The organism is uncultured Desulfovibrio sp. (assembly GCF_902477725.1).
In the GTDB taxonomy this organism is placed as follows: domain Bacteria; phylum Desulfobacterota; class Desulfovibrionia; order Desulfovibrionales; family Desulfovibrionaceae; genus Desulfovibrio.
Window position 1 is genome coordinate 66,989 of sequence record NZ_CABSIF010000012.1, and the last position, 14,809, is coordinate 81,797.

Sequence of the window (14,809 nt, forward strand, 5' to 3'; positions counted from 1 at the left end):
CGCCCATGCAAAATCTTTTTCGCGCCATTCCCGCCGTAGACGCCAGCATTGCCGCGCTGCACCGCGCGGATGCCGCACTGGGCGACAGCCAGCAAACACCGCGCGCTTTGCTGCGCGATCTTGTGGCCGCATATTGGGATATTCGGCGGGATGACGTCCGCGCCGGACGCTGCACCACCCCCGAAGACCTGCACATTGAACGCCAGTTGCCAGGCCTGCTGGCCTTTGTGCAGCGCGGGCTGCGCCCCCGTTTCCGGTCAGCGCTCAACGCCACGGGCGTTGTGGTGCATACCAACATGGGGCGCTCCGTACTGGCCGAAGAAGCCCGAGAGGCAGTGCTGCGGGCAGCTACCGGCTACTGCAATCTGGAACTGAATCTCGCCACAGGTGGCCGGGGTAGCCGTCACGCACTGGTGGAAGAACTCATTTGCCGCGTCACCGGGGCCGAAGCGGCCCTTGTGGTCAACAACAATGCCGCCGCCGTGCTGCTGGTGCTCGACACCTTCTGCAAAGGCGGCGAAGTTATTGTTTCACGCGGCGAGCTGGTGGAGATAGGCGGCAGCTTCCGCATTCCTGAAGTAATGGAAAAAAGCGGGGCCACCCTGCGCGAGGTGGGGGCCACCAACCGCACCCACCTGCACGATTACCGCGCCGCCATCAACGAAAACACCCGCGCTCTCATGCGCGTGCACACGTCCAACTACCGGATTGTAGGCTTTCATGCCGCCGTGGCCCTGCCCGAGCTGGCGGAACTGGCGCGCGAGCACAACCTGCCGCTCATTGAAGACCTCGGCAGCGGCAGTCTTATGGATTTTTCTTCCTGCGGCCTTCCCAACGAACCCACCGTGCCGGAAGTGCTCTCGCAGGGCGCGGATATCGCAACTTTTTCGGGCGACAAAGTGCTTGGCGGCCCTCAGGCCGGCATCATCACCGGGCGCAAGAGCATGGTGGAAAAGCTCAAAAGCAATCCGCTCACGCGGGCGCTACGCTGCGACAAGCTGTGCCTCTCCGCCCTTGAGGCAACCCTGCGCCTGTACCTTGACCCGGAAAAAGCCCGCAAGAGCGTGCCAACCCTGCGCATGATAACCTGCCCACCCGATGAACTGGCCAAGGCTGCCCGCAATCTGGCAAACCGCCTGCGCAAGGGGCTTAATGCAGACAGCACCCTGTGCGAGGTAGGCTTGCGGGAGGATGTGTCGCGCGTGGGCGGCGGCGCGTTTCCGCAGTACGACCTGCCCACGACCCTGGTGCGGATCAGGCCCACGGCATGCAGCCCCACGGCCCTCAAGGCTGCCCTGCTTGAAACGGTTCCCCCGCTCATAGGGCGGCTGGAAGACGACGCCTTCTGCCTTGACCCGCGCACACTTGATGTCAAAGAATACCCCGAGGTACTGCGCGTCCTGCGTCAGGCGCTGAACGCTGCAAACCCTCAACAGGCATAATACGCGAAACACATAGCGTGATATAAAAGGAACAGCATCATGGAAAAGAATCTTGCCTACAAGCCCAAAAGCATCTGGGACAACGCCGACGCCAAAACCCGCAAGGACATGGAAGCCCTGACCCAGCGCTATATCGACTTTATCACCCACTGCAAGACCGAGCGCGAAACAGTGGAATACGTGCGCCAGCGCCTTGCCGAGCATGGTTACGCGGAAGATTTCAGCGGCGACCGCGTTATGCGGTCCCTGCGGGGCAAGGCCATTTTTGCGGCCCGCAAGGGTGCACTGCCCCTGAGCAAGGGGCTTTCGCTGCTGGCCGCCCACGCCGATACCCCGCGCCTTGATTTCAAGCAGCGCCCGCTCATCGAGCAGCCCGGCGTTGCTCAGGCCAAGACCCACTACTATGGCGGTATCCGCAAATATCAGTGGCTGGCGCGCCCCCTGGCCCTGCACGGCGTTATCGTGCGTGAAAACGGCGAAACCCTCACGGTGACCATTGGCGAAAAGCCCGGCGAGCCTGTGTTCTGCATTGCCGACCTTTTGCCCCATCTTGCCCAGAAGCAGGTTACCCAGCCGGTCAGCGAAGCTTTTGAGGCCGAAAAACTCAATATCATTCTGGCCCACAGCACACCCAAGGCTGGCAAATCCAGCAAGGACGATGCGCCCAAAGACCCCATCAAAACCCAGCTGCTTGAACTGCTGCACAAAAAATACGGCATTTGCGAAGAAGACCTCATCACTGCCGAACTTCAGGCTGTGCCCGCTGGCCCGGCCCGCTTTGTGGGCTTTGACAAGGCCATGATCGGCGGCTACGGGCAGGACGACCGCATCTGCGTGTTTACCGCGCTAGAGGCCCTGCTTGAGGCCGAAGCCACAGGCCACAGCATGGCTGTTATTTTCTGGGACAAAGAGGAAATTGGCTCGGACGGCGCATCTGGCGCGGCCTCGCGCTTTATGCAGTATTGCGTGGAAGACCTCACCCGCGCGTGGGAAAAGGACGTTCAACCCTCGCATGTGCTGCTTGAAACCCGTGCCCTTTCTGCCGATGTTTCCGCAGCGCTGGATCCCGATTATCAGGATGTGCACGAAAAACAGAACGCCGCCCTGCTGGGCTACGGCCCGGTATTTTCCAAGTTCACCGGTTCGCGCGGCAAGTACGGTGCAAGCGAGGCCGACGCCGAATTTTTCGGCGCGTTGCGCGGGCTTTTCAACGGCAAGGGCATCGCATGGCAGAGTGCGGAGCTTGGCAAGGTCGACCTTGGCGGCGGCGGCACCGTGGCCCTGTTCCTTGCAGCCTATGGCATGCAGGTTATTGACCTTGGCCCTGCCATCCTGTCCATGCACAGCCCCTTTGAACTGGCAAGCAGCGCTGACCTCTTCGCCACCAAGCAGGCCTTCCGCGCATTTCTGGAAGCCCAGCTATAGCCCCGGCAGGCCCGGGCAGCGGACATCTGAACAACAAACGCTTCCCGCCCCGGCTGCATAAAGCCACATAGATAACAGACTGCCCTTGCGGGCTGGCGAAAAAATCAGCCAGCCCGCAAGGGCAGTCTATGTATGGCATGTGCGGATGCGCTCTATTTTTTATGCAGACTGCGCAGCGCTCTTTTGCAGATGCGCGCGGTCGCCTTGCCCGGATTTTGCGCGAGCCACGCGTCACAGAGCGCGCTCACCCACTGCGGCTGAGATTTGGCGGCATCATTGAGCCAGTTACCCACGCTGTCCTGCACATAGGTGGAGGGGTCGGCCCGCAAGGGTTCAAGAACAGGCAAGCCAAGCGCCGGATTCTCCTTGAGGATAGTCAGGTGGGCGCACCACACGCCGCGCGGGCGGGTGCTTTCGCTGGCAAAACGGCGCACCCTTTCCGAGGGGTCGGCGGTCCAGCCTGCAAGGTGGCGTATGGAGTGTTCCGGCTGCTTTGCCAGATGAGGCCGCACAGCCATCCATACCCATTCGCGCACGCCAAAATGTGCATCATCCGCGAAGGGACGCACGGCTTCCAGCAGATTTTCCAGCGGCTCCGCTGGAGAATGCAGGGCATGCTCGTGCGTTAGAGCATAGCATATCCAGCCCCGAACAGTATCCGACCTGTGCGCGGCAAGCCTTGCCAATCCCTGCGCGCCCACGGCCCGGTGTACCAGCTCGCCAGCCAACAGCATGCGCTTTGAAATCCCAAGGGATGCGGCAGCGCGCATTTCGCCCAGCAATGCGGCATCAGCCTGCGGCAAAGCCGCAGCCATCAGGGCGGCAAAATCCACCGCCAAGCCCTCTGCCAGATTTTTTGAAGCATCCTGCCCGCTGTTGAGCTGGGCCAGACGCGTGGAAGAAATGGTCATGGCACTCCCGGCGACATCAAGGCTCAAGGTATGCAAAGACCTGCGTCAAACTGGCGCAGGTCTTTGCAAATCAAAATTATTGCCACAAAAGTCAAATGCATGATGCAGCACTGTTACCCCAAACGGGCGCGGCAGCCTCACCAGCCTACGCGCTGCGCCCCATACCCTCAGCCCGTGTAACCAGCTTGCCAATGTCCGAAACAATATGTTGCAGCGGACACTTATCGGGCGTTCTAGCATAAATGCTACACACGGCTCCCCTGTCTTCATCGTAGGGAAGCAAAAACTTGGGGCCAACACCTTTCTGAACCCATTCAGGATTGATGCCCTTTTTCTTCAGCAAGCTGAGTAGCCACTTGGAAGGGATGGCCAGCCGCTTTTTGGAATCAGAAATGCAGGATTGAGAAACATCAAAAAACTGCGCAAGTTCCTGTTGGGTTCTGCATTGGGTGACATTCTTGATACGATCCATAATGGCCATATACTCAAATACCTTTCCACTCATTTGAAGAGCCTCCTCTGTACGCTGTTAGCGTGCAAAATGCCCGGAATTATCAACGTCTTGAAACGAAGGAACCGGGTGCGGCGAGCGGATGCTCAGATGCGCGTTTATTGTGCTGGCCAAGATGTGGCAAACCCATAAAAACGGACGCGAGGATGCTTTTCTGAAAGGGAGCGGTCTGGACAGTGGAACAGGCCAACGGATTGTTGCACAATGAATAGTGCAACAGCCGGGAGAACTGACATAGACTCCGTGCAGCCATCACAGTTGCCTAAAAAGCCGTGACAATACGCCAACGCTTCGTAGCCCTGCAGGTCGCAACCGGGTTTTGGTGAGGCAGAAATAAAATTTCAGCCCCAAGGGGAGAGTAGGGGGAACCCACATGCGGTTCCCGTGCACATTAAGCCAACCCAGCGGAACCAAATTATCGCAACTCTGGAGAGACTGACTGTGTACGCCTCAAGAAATACTCACAACATGAGATAAGTCAAGGAGTTTAATTATCAGGTATGCGTGTTTTTGGCCGCGCATAGGGCTGAAATATCCGCGCAATCAGGCAAGGCTGCGTGTAAAATTAATGAGATATGAAAGAAAAATATCTGACATTAGAACAATAAAAATGCACGGTTTCAAAAACAACCGTGCAGACCAGAAAGGCCGAAGCAGCTTTCAACCGCTTCGGCCCCATATGCTTCTGAAATTTTCAACCAAGTCCGTCAGCATCGCTGCTGGCGGCAAAAGGCCTGTTAGCCAGCCCTAGCGCGCCAGCAGCACCCAGGCGGGCCCCTTGGCGTCCAGATGGCTTGCCACGTAGTTGGCGCGCTGGTCGCCGCCGCAGAAAATATCTATGCGGTTACGCTTGATGGCTCCGCCCACGTCCTGGGCAAGGCCAATGCCGCGCAGGGGCATCTTGCCCTTGGTTTCATCCGGAATATTGACGCCGTAGGCCACAATGGAGCCGAGCGGGATAAAGCCGCGATCCGTTGCGAGCGTCAGCCAGTCGTCCACCTGGTAGCCCATGGCTCCCGTGGGGCCGCGCATGCCGTATTTAAAGAAGACATAGCTCGGGTTATCATTGAGAATTTCGCGCACACGGCCGGGATTGTTTTTGAACCACTCGCGCTGTTCAAAAATATCGCCGCGCCTGAGCAGGCCTTTTTCGCGCATGATGCGGCCAGAGCTTTTGTATTTGTGCCCGTTCTGGCCCGCGTAGTTAACGTAGGCTTGAGTGCCGTCGTCAAAAATCAGGCGGCCAGAACCTTGGATTTCAAGAAAAAACACGTCAACAGGGTCTGCGGCCCAAGCCAGTTCCAGCCCCTTGCCCGCCAGCACCTGCTTTTCTTCGATGGTGCGGCGGTCATAGTACTGCCCACGCTTGGCAATGACCTTGTTCAGATCCGGGGGCAGGCCATAGATGGCCTGGGTGTACCCCGGTTTGCGGGTACGGCTGGCGGGGACGGCAGGCTCGTAGTAACCGGAATAGTTGATGCCGCCCGTCACTTCCGCCCAGCGAAAGTTTGCCAGCAGCAGCTCCGGTTCTTTGTCCAGCCGGGGCAAAAGTTCCTGCAAACGCTCAAGCGTACGCGACAGGTCGCCCCACGTCACGGTCAGGCCGGGGCGCTGCACAGCGATGGCGTCCTTGGGCTTGCTGTTGACGTAACGCAGCGACTTACGCACACTGGGGGCCATATCCTTCCAGCTTGTCAGATCCTGACTGGCAGGAATAAGATTGCTCACAAAAAATTCCGGGCTTTCAAACCCCACCGGCGGCAGGGTTCTTTCCACCACTGGCGGTGGGGCCTGCTTGGCGCAGGCAAACAAAGCCATTGTAACCGCCAGCAGAAGCAACAGGCGCAACATGCCGCCTGCACGGTTTGCAAATCCGCTGCAACAACGCCCGGAAAACGCGTAACAAGGAGCCGTTTCGTGCATGACCAATTTCCCACCCCTGATATTTGGATGCCGCACCGCGTGTCGTATGGTGAAACAGACACGATGGGCGTGCTTTATTATGCGGAATATCTGCATCTCTTCGAGCGGGCGCGCAGCGAATACATTCGCCGTTGCGGCATGAGCTATGCGGAAGTTGAAAAGAAAGGCCTTATCCTGCCTGTGCGCGAGGCCCAGTGCCGTTACCGCTCATCCGCCCGCTATGATGACCTTGTACTTGTGCGCGCTGGCATAGCCGAATGGGCGCGCGCATCCCTGCGCTTTGTATATGAGATATGGAACGAGGACAAGACGAGACTTCTGGCCACGGGCATGACCCAGCATGCGCTGGTCAATCACGAAGGTCGCCCCGTTCCTGTGCCGGACTGGTTCCGTAATCTCACCTTTACGGAGTAACCGCCAGCCTTCTCCCCTGCCTGCGATGATGCCGAGCCACGCTGCCGCATGAATGTCGGTTCGATCTGCCGCCGCAATCACTTGCGGCGGCAGAAAAATATTTTTTCTAAGCCCTTAACGGTGCCTGCTCCCGATGGGGCCGGGGTTAGCCCGCAGCTGCTTGCGCGCGGCACGGGCGTCTTCCAGACGTCGCAGCCTTTCAAGGCGTCCCTCCTCCTCATCGCGTCGCACCGCAGGCAGCCGCTTCTGCCGCACAGGCCGCGCACTACTGAAACGGCGCGCAAGATGCGGCAATTCAGGGGGCACATCGGCTGCAGGGTCCCCAAGGGGGCAATACGGCGCGCTGGCGCTCTCCCCTCCACCAAGGTACATGGCCAGCCTCGCACTGAGCGCGCGCATGAGCGGCACAAGGTCTGTATATTCCTCGTTCAGGCCCAAACCGTTAAGATGCCACCGCCCATGCCCGTGGACAACCTTGCGCATCCCTTTAAGCTCCCGCTCGCGCATGCTCAGGCTGATGCGCACCTCGCCCTCGGGCAAGTGCAGCACAAGGGCCTCGCCCTGCGCTTCGCCCTGCCCCCTGGCGAGAGACTCAAGCCGCATACCGGGCGGATTGCCAGCCAGCCGCAAAAGATCTTCCAGCCCGGCGCGGGCTACGCGCAGGTGTTCGCTGGAAGCCATATTTTTTTGATCTTCCTGAATTTTTTCTTCCATCTGGCGAATGCGCTCAAGGCATTGTGCGCGCTCGTCCTCAAGCGTGGTCAAACCACGCTTCATCAGCCGCACGCAAAAAACCACAGCCGCCAAAAAAATCGCACCAGCGCCAGCCCATTCCCATAGCGCCATGGTCGCTCCCTCCGCCTGCTCCAATATATCCGAATAACTGTCACAGTGGCGGCCTCTGCTGTCAAGCGTTAAGCCTTACATTAAAAGTCGCGGCCTCTTTCCTTTTTTGCGACAAGCCTGTAACGTGGGAACCAATAGCAGATGGAAGACTTGTTCCTTTCCCTAGTTTCGTTCACCAGGCCGCCAAGGGCGCGCCATATCGCTTACGAAGGGAGAAAACCATGCCTACTCCACTGGAAATGCAACGCACGTTCGCCATCGTCGGAACCGGCGGTTGCGGCAAAACATCCCTGGCAGAGATGCTTCTCTACAAGGCCGGGGCGGTGAATCGCCTGGGGGCTGTAGAAGACGGCACCACATGCCTTGACTACGAACCCGAAGAAACCCGCCGACGCGGCTCCGTTCAACCCTCCTGCGCAACATATCTCTGGAATAAAAACCGCCATTTCCTTCTGGATATCCCCGGTGACGGCAACTTTACAGGCGACATGGAATGCCTGCTCAAGGGCGTGGACAGCGTTGTTTTTGTGCTGGACGCCGTGGACGGAGTGCGCCCCCTTGCCAAAAAGTTCTGGAATCTGGTCCGCGCAGCCGGATTGCCCTCCATTATAGTGGTCAACAAGGTTGACCGCGACCGCGCCGATTTTCAGATGGCCCTTGACGGACTCTCGGGCCTGAACGTCAAGCCCGTTGTGCTGCAATTGCCCATTCGCCAGGGCGAATCCTTTGTGGGTGTTGCCGATGTGCTGACGGGCAAGGCCCGCATGTTTGGCGAAAACGGCGCCGTCGCAGAGGCTGAAATTCCTGCCGCCCTGGCTGACGATGTCAGCCTGCTGCGCGATGTGACCGTAGAAAACATCGCTGAGAGCGATGAACAGCTCATGGAAAAATATCTGGAAGAAGGCATTCTTTCAGAAGATGACCTCAAGACAGGCCTGCGCTCGGGTGTGCTCAAAGGCGAGCTTACGCCGGTGCTGGCCTGCTCGGCCCTTGAAAACAAGGGCGGCGAATCCGTACTGGCCGCCATTGAAACCCTGCTGCCCTCGCCCCTTGATCGCCCGCCCTTTGCGGGTCGCGATGGCGCAGAACGCGCCGCTGCCCCGGATGGGCCGGTGGCCTGCTTTATTTTCAAAACTTTGGCCGATCCTTTTTCGGGGCAGCTTTCCCTCCTGCGGGTTCTTTCCGGCACCATCAACGGCGACGCCACGCTGAAAAACTCCCGCACAGAAGAAAACGAACGCCTCAGCAACCTGCTGTACATTCAGGGCAAAACGCAGACCCCCTGCAAGGAGCCCATTGGCCCCGGTGCCATCGTGGCCGTTGCCAAGCTCAAGAACACCCGCACGGGCGACACCCTCTACGATGAAAAAGCCCCCTTTGCCCTGCCCATGCCCGCCCTGCCCCCGCAGCTCATCACCTATGCCCTCGCCCCCAAGGAAAAAGGGGAGGAAGACAAGGTCTACGCAGCCATCCAGCGGCTGCTGGATGAAGACATCACCCTGCGTCTGGGGCGCGACGAAGAAACCGGCGACATTCTGCTTTCCGGCATGGGGCAGTTGCATATCGAGCTTTCGGTCGAAAAGGCCAAACGCCGCTTCAAGGTGGATATCATCCTCAAAACGCCCAAGGTTCCCTACCGCGAAACCGTGCGCGGCAAATGTCAGGTACAGGGCCGTCACAAAAAGCAGTCCGGCGGCCGTGGTCAGTTTGGCGATTGCTGGATCGAGATGGAAGGCCTGCCGCGCGGTTCCGGCTATGTGTTTGAAGACGCCATCGTGGGCGGCGTTATCCCCCGCCAGTACGTTCCCGCCATCGACAAGGGCGTTCAGGAAGCCGCAGCTCGCGGATTTCTGGCCGGATGCCAGGTGGTGGACTTCCGCGTCAAGGTCTACGATGGCAGCTACCACACGGTAGACTCGTCAGAAATGGCCTTCAAGGTGGCTGGCTCCGTTGCTTTCAAAAAGGCCATGGAAGGCCTCAAGCCCGTGCTGCTCGAACCCATTGTGCTGCTCACCGTTTCCGTGCCCGATGAAAGCATGGGCGATGTCATCGGCGACCTTTCCTCCCGCCGGGGCAAGGTGCTGGGTTCTGATTCGCAGGGCGGCAGCACGGAAATCAAGGCCCACGTGCCCATGAGCGAAGTACTGCGCTACGCGCCCGACCTGCGCTCCATGACCGGTGGGCAGGGATTCTTCACCATGGAATTTGCCCATTATGAAGAAGCCCCGCAACCCGTGGCGGAAAAGGTCATTGCCGAGCATCAGAAACACAAGGCTGCCGAATAACCATTGGGGTGAGGCAGACCACCTCTCCCTCTTATAGATGACAAACCGGCTGTTTTCTGTAAAACAGCCGGTTTGCGCGTCTTTGCCGCAAGCAACATAATATGGAAAACATGGAACGCCCGCTCACAATACTCTGCACCCCCCTGCCCTCTGGCTCCAGTAAAGAGCTGGAAGGCTGGCGCTGTGCGCTTGAAGCGGCGCTGGAACCATGGCTGGACGACAGGCAGCTTGCCCATGTGCGCCGCTTTGGCCGCTCGCCAAACGGTCAGACCGAGGCTCGGGAGATGCGGCAGGACGTGCTGCGGGCGGCTTTGTCGCGGCTGCTCGCGCGCGCCCAACTGGTGACGCATGCCGCACAGCAGGCCAGAGCAATAAGTTCAAGCATCGCAGGGCCGCTGCCGCAACTGGGCATGGATACTCAGGGCCGCCCCCTGTTCACCGGTTGGCACGCGGCCTTCAGCCACAGCGGCGAGGCGGCCTTTTGCGCCCTTTGCCCTGCGCCAGCAGATGCCGCCGTTGCCCCTCATGCGCTGGATGCGGAATCGTTGCTTTCATCGCCGCCAGCCCTCAATGCCTTTGCCCCGGCAGAACTGCCCTGGCACGAGACCGGCCTTTCACAGCAGGGCATCAACCGTGAAGCCCTGCGCCGCTGGACAATCAAGGAGGCCCTGCTCAAGGCATCCGGTCTGGGGCTGGGCATGAATCCCGCCAGGATTCCCACAGGGAGGTTCGGCCAGCGGGCCGGGATCTGGCACGGGCCGATGGGCATCTTTTACTGGCGCAGCCTGCCCTACCCCGGACACTGGCTGTGCATGGCGCAACAGATGAACGCAGGAACAGACTTCCAACCTGAATTTTTACGGGCACTGGTGCTCCGTCAGACCCCGGCTACCCTGCTGCGCGCCCTTTCCGCCCTACGCCCGCGCGTCTGATCGGCCTGGGCAGACATTTCCTTGCAAGGCGAACGTTTTTACGGCACTCTCCGCCCATGCCGCGTTTTCACCTTGTCACGCTTTTTCCCGAATTTTTCGAGTCGCCCCTGTCCACCGCCCTCATGGGCCGTGCACGGGAGGCTGGCATTGTGGAATGCAGCCTTCATGACCCCCGACAGTTCAGCACAGACAAACACCGTCATGTGGACGACCGCCCCTACGGCGGCGGCCCCGGCATGGTCATGCAGGGCGAGCCTCTGGCCCGCGCCCTGCGCTCCATTGAGCGGCCCGGCCGCATGCTGTTCATGGCCCCCGGCGGACGCCCGCTGACGCAGGACATGGTGCGCGATCTTGCGCGCGAGGAAGACCTGACCATTGTTTGCGGCAGGTACGAGGGCATTGACGCGCGGCTGTTGCAGCTGTTTCCGCTTGAACCTGTGAGCGTGGGCGATATTGTGCTCAACGGCGGCGAAAGCGCGGCTCTTTCCGTGCTGGAGGCCGTGGCCCGCCTCATGCCCGGTTTTATGGGCAAGGAAGAATCCGGCGACGACGAAAGCTTTTCTCACGGATTGCTGGAATACCCGCACTATACGCGGCCAGAATCCCTGGAAGGTCTGTCGGTTCCCGAGGTGCTGCAAAGCGGCGACCATGCCCGCATCGCCCAGTGGCGCAGGCAGGAATCCGTGCGCGCCACCTTGCGCATGCGCCCGGAAATGTTGAATGAAGCGCCGCTCTATCGCGAAGACGTGCAAACGCTGGCTGAAACCCCACGTGACAGGCCGGGACGCAACCTTTCGTTCTGCCTTGTTCACTACCCGGTTTCCCTTGGGCCAAAAAAAATCGGCGCTTCCTCTTTGACAAATCTGGACATACACGATATAGCCCGAATTTCCCGCAGCTATGCGATGGGTTCCTTTTATCCGGTGACCCCTCTTCGCGACCAGTTGCGGGTACTGGAAGAAATTTTGCGTCACTGGACGCGGGGGCCGGGCGGTATCGGAAACGCCGACCGCGCTCAGGCCCTCGGCCTGGTGCAACCCGCGACTTCGCTTGAAGAAGCGGTGGCGCATATGACCGCGCAGCATGGAACGCGACCCAGACTGGTGGCTAGTTCTGCCGTCTGGCCTGCCAAGGGCAAGGCATCCCAACCGGGACGCATGCCCATGACTCCGCGTGACGTGCGGCGCTGGTGCGACCAGGGGCCGGTTATGCTCTGCCTGGGCACGGCGCAAGGGCTTGCGCCGGAGGTGCTCGAACAGTGCGAAGGCACTCTGAGGCCGGTGCGTTTTTTGGGCTACAACCATCTTTCGGTGCGCAGCGCGGCCGCCATTCTGGCCGACAGGATATTAGGCGACTACTACTGACGCAACACGGCGGCCTGAGCGCATCGGCGCCGCTTTGCAACGACGCAACAATCCGCCCGGATTTGCAAGGAGTTCACGATGGACATCATCAGGAAAATTGAACTGGAAAACCAGCGCATGGATCTTCCCGCGTTTCGCTCCGGCGACACGGTGAAAGTGCACCTGCGCATTGTGGAAGGCGAAAAAGAACGTATCCAGGTCTTCCAGGGTAACGTTATCCGCATCAAGCGCGGCACCACCAGCGCCACCTTTACGGTGCGCAAGGTTTCCGACGGCGTGGGCGTGGAACGTATTTTCCCGCTCAACTCGCCCTTCATCGACCGCGTTGAGCTGATCACGCAGGGCCGCGTGCGCCGCAGCCGCCTGTACTACCTGCGTGCCCTCAAGGGCAAAGCCGCGCGCATCAAGCCGCGTGGCCGCTTCTGATCCTTTTTTAGGCATCAGAATCGCAGCGAGCGTTTTTACGGCGCGCCAGGGCATGCAGGCAACTGCAAAATCCCTGGCGCGCTGTTCGCGCGTCTTTAGAACAGTTAGCGCTTGAAATACTCGGTTACGGCAGGCAAAGCTGCCTGCTCGCTTTTTGTGGCAAGGATTTTCAAAAAAATTCTTGCAGAGCAGTTAACACATTTCATTTATAAACTGCTCTAAACCGACGCGCTGACCATCACGTATTGACCATAGGGTCGCGGCCCTTGCTGCGCAGCGGAGAAATCATGGGCAAAAAAGCAATGAGCCGCCCGGCAAGGCCGCGCAACCAGCAGGCACAGGCGAGCCTTGTCCAGCTGGTGAGCACCTTGAGCGCCCCGCTGCCCCAGGATGATTCTCCCCTTTTGCAGGCAAGCAGCCAGACAGGCCCACAAATTTTTACCGCTGGCATAGACGAGGCCGGTCGCGGTTGTCTGGCCGGGCCGGTAGTAGCCGCTGCGGTCATATTGCCGGAGTGCTACGACCTGCCGGGCCTCAACGATTCCAAGGCATGCAGCGCCAAAACCCGCGACATGCTCGCCCCGCGTATACGCCAGTGCGCGGTGGCCTGGGGTCTGGGTGTGGTGTGGCCCGCCCGCATTGACGCCATCAATATTTTACAGGCCACTTTTGAAGCCATGAGCAGGGCCGTGCGCTGCCTGCGCTGCGCGCCCGCGCATCTGCTCATCGACGGCAACAAGACCGTACCCGGCGAGGTTTTTGCCTTCTACTGGCGCAAGGGGCATACAGCCCCCCTGCCCTCGCAGCGCTGCATTATTGGCGGCGACGCCAGCGAACCGGCCATCTCCGCCGCGTCCATCCTTGCCAAAACTTACAGGGATAAGCTCATGACCCGGCTGGAAAAACGCTGGCCCGGCTACGGCTTTGAAGCCCACAAAGGCTATGGCACAGAGGATCATTACGAAGCCCTGCGCCGCCTAGGGCCCTGCCCGCAGCACCGTCTGACCTTTCGGGGCGTTTTACCCGAAAAGCCAAGCCCGCAGCAGGGCAGCCTGTTGTGAAGCCACGCTGGCTGCAAACGCTTTTTGGCGGCAAGGATGAACCAGCCGCCGCCCCGGCCCATCTGAACCTTGGGCGCAAAGGCGAGGAAGCCGCGCGCAAGCTGCTGCAACGCAGCGGCATGGAACTGCTGGACTGCAACTGGCGCAGCGGCAGGCTTGAACTCGATATTGTCTGCCGCGATGGCGACACCATTGTTTTTGTCGAAGTAAAAACCCGCAGCAGTTCAACCTACGGCGGCCCCGCCGCCGCACTGACCTCTGCCAAGCAGCGTACCCTGTGCCGGGCGGCCAGGGCGTGGCTTGCGGCCCACGATGCATGGAGCAGCCCCTGCCGGTTTGATGTGGTCTGCATTGTGCGCGAGGGCGATACCCTGCACCTGGAGCACTGCCGCCATGCCTTTGAATGCGAACCGTCTGTGGATAGTGGCAACGCCACTTGGCAACCCTGGTGATCTTTCGCCTCGTGCGCGCGAGGTGCTGGCGAGCGCCGATCTTGTGCTGGCCGAGGATACCCGCCGCACTGCCCGCCTGTTGCGCGATTGCGGCATTGAAGCCCGCCGCCTGCTGAGTTTTTACGATCACAACGAGGCCGAGCGGCAGGAGGGCGTATTGCGCATGCTGCGTGAAGGCCAGACCGTTGCCCTTGTCTCCGATGCCGGAACGCCGCTCTTGGCTGATCCCGGCTACCGTCTGGTGCGGGCCTGCCGCAAGGAGGGCCTTGCCGTATCCCCCCTGCCGGGGCCTTCGGCTCCCGTAACGGCCCTTTCCGCCGCTGGCATTCCCCCGCTGCCGCACAGTTTTCTGGGATTTCTGCCGCGCGATGCCGCAGGGCGCGACGCCCTTTTTGCCGCCTTTACCCATGTGCCGGGCGCGCTCATTTTTTTTGAGCGCAAGGATCGTCTCAAGGAAAGCCTCGCTCAGGCCGCGCGCATTCTTGGCCCCCGCGAGGTGGCCGTGTGCCGGGAATTGACCAAGGAACACGAGGAATTTATAGTAGGCCGTCTGGAAGACAGCGACCTGCTGCCCGATGAACTGCTGGGCGAAATCACGGTTGTTGTAGGCCCGCCGGAGCAGGCAGAGCGCACCCCAAGGGAAGATGTGCTGCTGCTGGCCCAAGAAGAACTTGCTCAGGGCGGCAAACCTCGTCAGGTTGCCCGCAGGGTGCAGGATGCCGTGCGCGGCTGGTCGGGCAAGGAAATTTACGCCCTGCTGACAGGCACGGAACAGGCGGAGCCGGAAGCTTAGGGTCTGTTCACTCCATGGCTCTTT

Annotated in this window: 14 protein-coding genes; 10 read left to right on the forward strand and 4 right to left on the reverse strand. The window is 60.1% G+C overall.

The genetic code is table 11. The features are described 5' to 3' along the window. Positions 1-5: 5 nt before the first annotated feature. The gene (selA, locus tag RDK48_RS11765; protein ID WP_298993983.1) at positions 6-1,442 is read left to right on the forward strand and encodes an L-seryl-tRNA(Sec) selenium transferase; all 1,437 of its coding nucleotides are present in this window, start codon (positions 6-8) and stop codon (positions 1,440-1,442) included. Between the two features lie 39 nt (positions 1,443-1,481). Beyond that, positions 1,482-2,867, forward strand: coding sequence for an aminopeptidase (locus RDK48_RS11770; RefSeq protein ID WP_298993981.1), 1,386 nt, complete (start codon positions 1,482-1,484; stop codon positions 2,865-2,867). Between the two features lie 152 nt (positions 2,868-3,019). On the opposite strand, the gene RDK48_RS11775 is transcribed toward RDK48_RS11770, so the two are convergent. From RDK48_RS11775 to RDK48_RS11785, 3 genes are all read right to left on the reverse strand, one after another. After that, positions 3,020-3,778: a DNA alkylation repair protein gene (locus RDK48_RS11775; RefSeq protein ID WP_298993979.1), complete on the reverse strand. Its 759-nt coding sequence runs from the start codon at positions 3,776-3,778 to the stop codon at positions 3,020-3,022. A gap of 145 nt (positions 3,779-3,923) precedes the next feature. After that, positions 3,924-4,259, reverse strand: coding sequence for a helix-turn-helix domain-containing protein (locus RDK48_RS11780; RefSeq protein WP_298993977.1), 336 nt, complete (start codon positions 4,257-4,259; stop codon positions 3,924-3,926). Positions 4,260-5,036: 777 nt separating this feature from the next. After that, the gene (locus RDK48_RS11785) at positions 5,037-6,140 is read right to left on the reverse strand and encodes an MltA domain-containing protein (RefSeq protein WP_298993975.1); all 1,104 of its coding nucleotides are present in this window, start codon (positions 6,138-6,140) and stop codon (positions 5,037-5,039) included. Between the two features lie 99 nt (positions 6,141-6,239). On the opposite strand from RDK48_RS11785, the gene RDK48_RS11790 reads away from it, so the two are divergent. After that, positions 6,240-6,626 (forward strand): thioesterase family protein, encoded by a 387-nt coding sequence (locus RDK48_RS11790; RefSeq protein WP_298994080.1) that lies wholly within the window; start codon positions 6,240-6,242, stop codon positions 6,624-6,626. 114 nt (positions 6,627-6,740) lie between these two features. On the opposite strand, the gene RDK48_RS11795 is transcribed toward RDK48_RS11790, so the two are convergent. Further along, complete coding sequence (locus RDK48_RS11795) at positions 6,741-7,472, reverse strand: hypothetical protein (protein ID WP_298993973.1); 732 nt, start codon at positions 7,470-7,472, stop codon at positions 6,741-6,743. 221 nt (positions 7,473-7,693) lie between these two features. Here RDK48_RS11795 and RDK48_RS11800 point away from each other — a divergent pair, with 221 nt between their 5' ends. The 7 genes from RDK48_RS11800 (at position 7,694) to rsmI (ending at position 14,785) form a co-directional block, all read left to right on the forward strand. Then, positions 7,694-9,757, forward strand: a complete 2,064-nt coding sequence (locus RDK48_RS11800; RefSeq protein ID WP_298993971.1) for an elongation factor G — start codon at positions 7,694-7,696, stop codon at positions 9,755-9,757. 101 nt (positions 9,758-9,858) lie between these two features. Then, complete coding sequence (locus tag RDK48_RS11805) at positions 9,859-10,689, forward strand: 4'-phosphopantetheinyl transferase superfamily protein (protein WP_298993969.1); 831 nt, start codon at positions 9,859-9,861, stop codon at positions 10,687-10,689. Positions 10,690-10,745: 56 nt separating this feature from the next. Beyond that, positions 10,746-12,053 (forward strand): tRNA (guanosine(37)-N1)-methyltransferase TrmD, encoded by a 1,308-nt coding sequence (gene trmD / locus RDK48_RS11810; RefSeq protein WP_298993968.1) that lies wholly within the window; start codon positions 10,746-10,748, stop codon positions 12,051-12,053. Between the two features lie 78 nt (positions 12,054-12,131). Next, positions 12,132-12,479, forward strand: a complete 348-nt coding sequence (rplS, locus tag RDK48_RS11815; protein WP_022658201.1) for a 50S ribosomal protein L19 — start codon at positions 12,132-12,134, stop codon at positions 12,477-12,479. Between the two features lie 287 nt (positions 12,480-12,766). Next, positions 12,767-13,540 (forward strand): ribonuclease HII, encoded by a 774-nt coding sequence (locus RDK48_RS11820; protein WP_298993966.1) that lies wholly within the window; start codon positions 12,767-12,769, stop codon positions 13,538-13,540. A gap of 62 nt (positions 13,541-13,602) precedes the next feature. Next, a complete protein-coding gene (locus tag RDK48_RS11825; RefSeq protein WP_298994078.1) occupies positions 13,603-13,992 on the forward strand; it encodes a YraN family protein in 390 nt (129 codons plus the stop codon). Beyond that, positions 13,934-14,785 carry a 16S rRNA (cytidine(1402)-2'-O)-methyltransferase gene (gene rsmI, locus RDK48_RS11830; RefSeq protein ID WP_298993964.1) on the forward strand — a complete coding sequence of 284 codons (852 nt, stop codon included), beginning with the start codon at positions 13,934-13,936 and terminating at the stop codon, positions 14,783-14,785. The genes RDK48_RS11825 and rsmI overlap by 59 nt, the downstream gene beginning before the upstream one ends. The last annotated feature ends 24 nt before the right edge of the window (positions 14,786-14,809 follow it).